Annotated in this window: 4 protein-coding genes and 1 pseudogene; 3 read left to right on the forward strand and 2 right to left on the reverse strand. The window is 63.3% G+C overall.

All coding sequences use genetic code 11. The features are described 5' to 3' along the window. Nucleotides 1-404 (forward strand): MBL fold metallo-hydrolase (locus RIF85_RS15270; RefSeq protein WP_309072757.1); only part of this gene is annotated, 404 nt, incomplete at its 5' end. A 75-nt stretch (nt 405-479) separates the two neighbouring features. On the opposite strand, the gene RIF85_RS15275 is transcribed toward RIF85_RS15270, so the two are convergent. Further along, a complete protein-coding gene (locus RIF85_RS15275) occupies nt 480-1829 on the reverse strand; it encodes a permease prefix domain 1-containing protein (RefSeq protein WP_309072758.1) in 1350 nt (449 codons plus the stop codon). Further along, nucleotides 1829-2191 (reverse strand): helix-turn-helix transcriptional regulator, encoded by a 363-nt coding sequence (locus RIF85_RS15280; protein WP_309072759.1) that lies wholly within the window; start codon nt 2189-2191, stop codon nt 1829-1831. Before RIF85_RS15280 ends, RIF85_RS15275 begins: the two co-directional genes overlap by 1 nt. A 114-nt stretch (nt 2192-2305) precedes the next feature. Between RIF85_RS15280 and RIF85_RS15285 the strand changes: the two genes are divergently transcribed. Then, entirely contained in the window at nt 2306-2509 is a 204-nt protein-coding gene (locus RIF85_RS15285) for a hypothetical protein (RefSeq protein WP_309072760.1), read from the forward strand. Nucleotides 2510-2664: 155 nt separating this feature from the next. After that, a pseudogene (locus tag RIF85_RS15290) lies at nt 2665-3312 on the forward strand (acyltransferase domain-containing protein); the annotation flags it as partial.

Genomic DNA, 3312 nt, shown 5'->3' on the forward strand with positions numbered 1-3312 from the left:
GCCAGGTAGCCGAAACGGTCAACGCGCCCGTCTACCTGCATCCCGATGATGTGGTTCTGTGGGAACAGGTCTACTTGGACGTGCAACCGGATAAACAGCTCAAGGACGGCGACGTCTTTCAGATCGCGGGTGCGGAATTGCGGGCGTTGCACACGCCGGGCCATTCGCCTGGTTCCAGTTGCTTCCTGCTTGCGGAGCAGAACGTCGTCTTCACCGGCGACACGCTCTTCAACGGCGGCCCAGGAGCAACAGGGCGGTCCTACAGTGATTACCCGACCATTCTGGCCTCCATCCAGGACAAACTCCTCGCACTTCCCGATGAAACGGTGGTTCACACCGGCCACGGTGAAGACACGACGATCGGAGCTGAGCGCTTGACGCTTGCCAGCCTGGCGACCGACTGACACTTCCAGTAGAAGGCGGCATGCCCGAGCGGCTTCTGCTCGGGCATGCCGCTTTTCGCACCTGCCTGCGTCCGGTCAGGCGAAGCTGAACACCGGGGGAAATACCATGACGACGACGGCGGCCCACGCACCATAGACGGGCAGGTATCGGGTTTGCCAGGTCTCCAGTTGCAGGAACGCGCGCCGTCCCCGCAGGAAGCCGATGGTCAACCACGCGGCCCGCACCAGGTGCACAAGCAGGAGCAGGTTGAGGCCGAGCGCGGCGATCTTGTTCGGGCTGAATCCGAACTCCGCGATACGGGTGAGCATTGCGGTCAGCATTACGGCATCGACCGCTATGGCGGCCACGACCAGTAACAGCTGCAGACCGTCGAAAAGGCCGGGCCTGGCCAGCGAGTCCCGTGCGGAGATGGAATAAAGCAGTAGCGCCAGCACCAGGATCAAGATGGCGTCCATGAGGATCAGCAGCTCACGGTCGACGTCGGCCAGGCCACCTGCTGCAGCGATGACTCCAAGCAACGCGAGCAGCATCACGATGGTGAGCGGCGTGAAGATGCGTGTGAGGACCGGTGCAATGTTCTCGACAACATTCTGCTTGGCCTCGACGAGCCAGGCCGCGACGACCAGGGCTCCGGGCACTGCGAACGGCAGAATCCATTGCCCGAGCACCGGCTCAAAGTCCGTCCCGATAAGCGAGAACGCGCCGAGTGTCAGTCCAACGAGCACCGCGCCGCCAAGGGCGATCAGGACGTAGTAGATGGCGAACTCGCCGGTGAAGCGGACGAAATCCATCCGGCGGCCGTCTGACCGCCACCGCCCGCCCATGTACGCAAGCCCAACCACCATCCACAGCACCACTGGAGCATGCAGAACGGCGAGTATCTCCGTGGAACCGCCTGGAACGAAGGGATACACGTTGAGGACGATGGCGAGAGCCAGAAAGGGAACCACTAGTACCGCGCCCACGCGGAGGGTCAGCTGCCGCTTCCAGGCGAAGTAGCCAGCGAGGAACGGGAACACGAGCAGTCCGATGTTGCGTGCGAAGGCATTCTCGTTGTTGAACAGGGTGAAGCCGAGCTTGACTGCTATGCCTGCGCCGACGGCCAGCGCGAGAACTACTGCCAGTTCGCGCCAGGGCGGGGTGCCGGCGTCGTCATGTGCTGATTCCGGAAGGAGCACCAGCTGCTTCCACAGCCGGTCTGAGTGTTCGCGGGCGAACTCGCGCGAGACCGCGTCGAGGTTGCCAAGGCGTTTGATTGCAACGAGGAAGGCCTCGTCCTCATCCAGTCCGGTGGCACGCCGTTCGGCGATTTGTTCGCGGAGGTGGTCCTCCAGCTCATCGACATCCGCGGGGGAGATCGCCTGGCGGCGCTGGACGTAGCTTCGCCACCGGTCGATCTGGGCTTCGAGTTCCGGCTGTGCCATTATGCCCAGCCTTCCGTCACTGCCGGAGGTCTTGGTGCGGTGTGCCAGACCTGCCGCAGCGCGTCCGCGACGACGGTCCACTGCTGGTGGCGCTCCTGAAGAGCTTCCCTGCCGGTCGGGGTAATAGCGTAGTGCTTACGACGACGGCCGGCTTCCGAGGTGCCCCAGGACGAGTCGACGTACCCCAGTCTTTCAAGCCTGTGGAGGAGGGGATAGAGCATGCCGTCCGTCCACTGCATGCTGCCCCCGGAGAGCTCTCCCACGCGTTTCAGGATGGCGTACCCGTACAGATCGCCCTCAGCCAGGATGCCGAGGACCAGGGGAGTGGCAGAAGCTGCCACGAGGTCTTTATCAATGCGCACTGCCGCTCCGGACACCTAGGACTGTTAGGTAACAAAGCATAGCAGCGCTAGGTATGTTGCAGCCGCTTCCACGAGCCTACGGTTGGTAGCCACACCGATCGTGAGGAGTGCATCGTGGCGGAGCTTCGCATTGAGCAGTGGTGGATCCTGCTGGATACCACCCACAAGGAATGGTTCCGCGAGAATTCGCGGGCGGCGCAGGTGGATCCGGATGCTGCCAATGCCGTCCGGGAAGCCGGTGGGCCTGATCTAAGTGGTTCAACCCTCTCTTCACAGGACTGGGATTTCATCGAGATCCAATCAGAGTTCGTCGACTAGACCGACGCTTTGCCCGGACCGTCGCGCGTCATCGACGCGCCCTGGTCAGGTACTTTGGATTCAACTAACGGTCTCAACTGCTCGCCCCTCTGGGAGCGCCCGCCGGGTGCTCCCCGCCCTCTTGCGCGAGCTGTTTCTTAGCAGGAAGCGGCGCGATGATTACTTCCATCCGGAACTGGAAACGGGGCGCGACGGCCGGGATGATGGCCCTGATGCTGTTATCGGCGGGGCTTGCGGTGGCTGCTCCTGCTGCCCATGCCGGTGAAACTCACAGCGTCGGGGAGCAGGCACCCGCAAGTCCGGCGGTGACGACTCAGGAAGGGCTGTTCTTCGGTGCGGAACTCGACTGGTCAACTGTCGACGCGGCTGCCTACACAGAGCAGAGCGGAATCACTCCGTCCTTCTTCAGCAGGCCGTTCGCTTACCCGATGACGCCCTCGCTCGAGGAAGACCTCCGGAACACAGCGCTGCAGGCGGCGCAGCTAGGCTCCCTCATTGTCATCACGCTGGAGCCCTCGAAGCCGCTCGCCGAACTCACCGAGGACGACGCCGTGCGCCTGAGCGAAGTCCTGCAGGGCGCCAGCGAGGAATATGGCACCGCATTTTTCGTACGCTTCGCGCCGGAAATGAACGGCACGTGGTATGAGTGGGGGCAGAAACCGACTGATTACGTGTCCGCCTTCAGGACCGTGGCGGCCGCCCTTGACGCTGGTGCCCCGACCGCGCAGATGCTGTGGGCGCCGTCGTACGCGGCGGGCTATCCCTTCACCGAGGCATACGGCGCGTTGGACGGGCCCGACGAC

Source organism: Arthrobacter sp. (assembly GCF_031179385.1).
Lineage (GTDB): Bacteria > Actinomycetota > Actinomycetes > Actinomycetales > Micrococcaceae > Arthrobacter_D.

What these genes read in the sequence shown, in the direction of transcription:
- RIF85_RS15275 (WP_309072758.1), bottom strand. Translation starts at nt 1,829, where the DNA reads ATGGCACAGCCGGAACTCGAAGCCCAGATCGACCGGTGGCGAAGCTAC.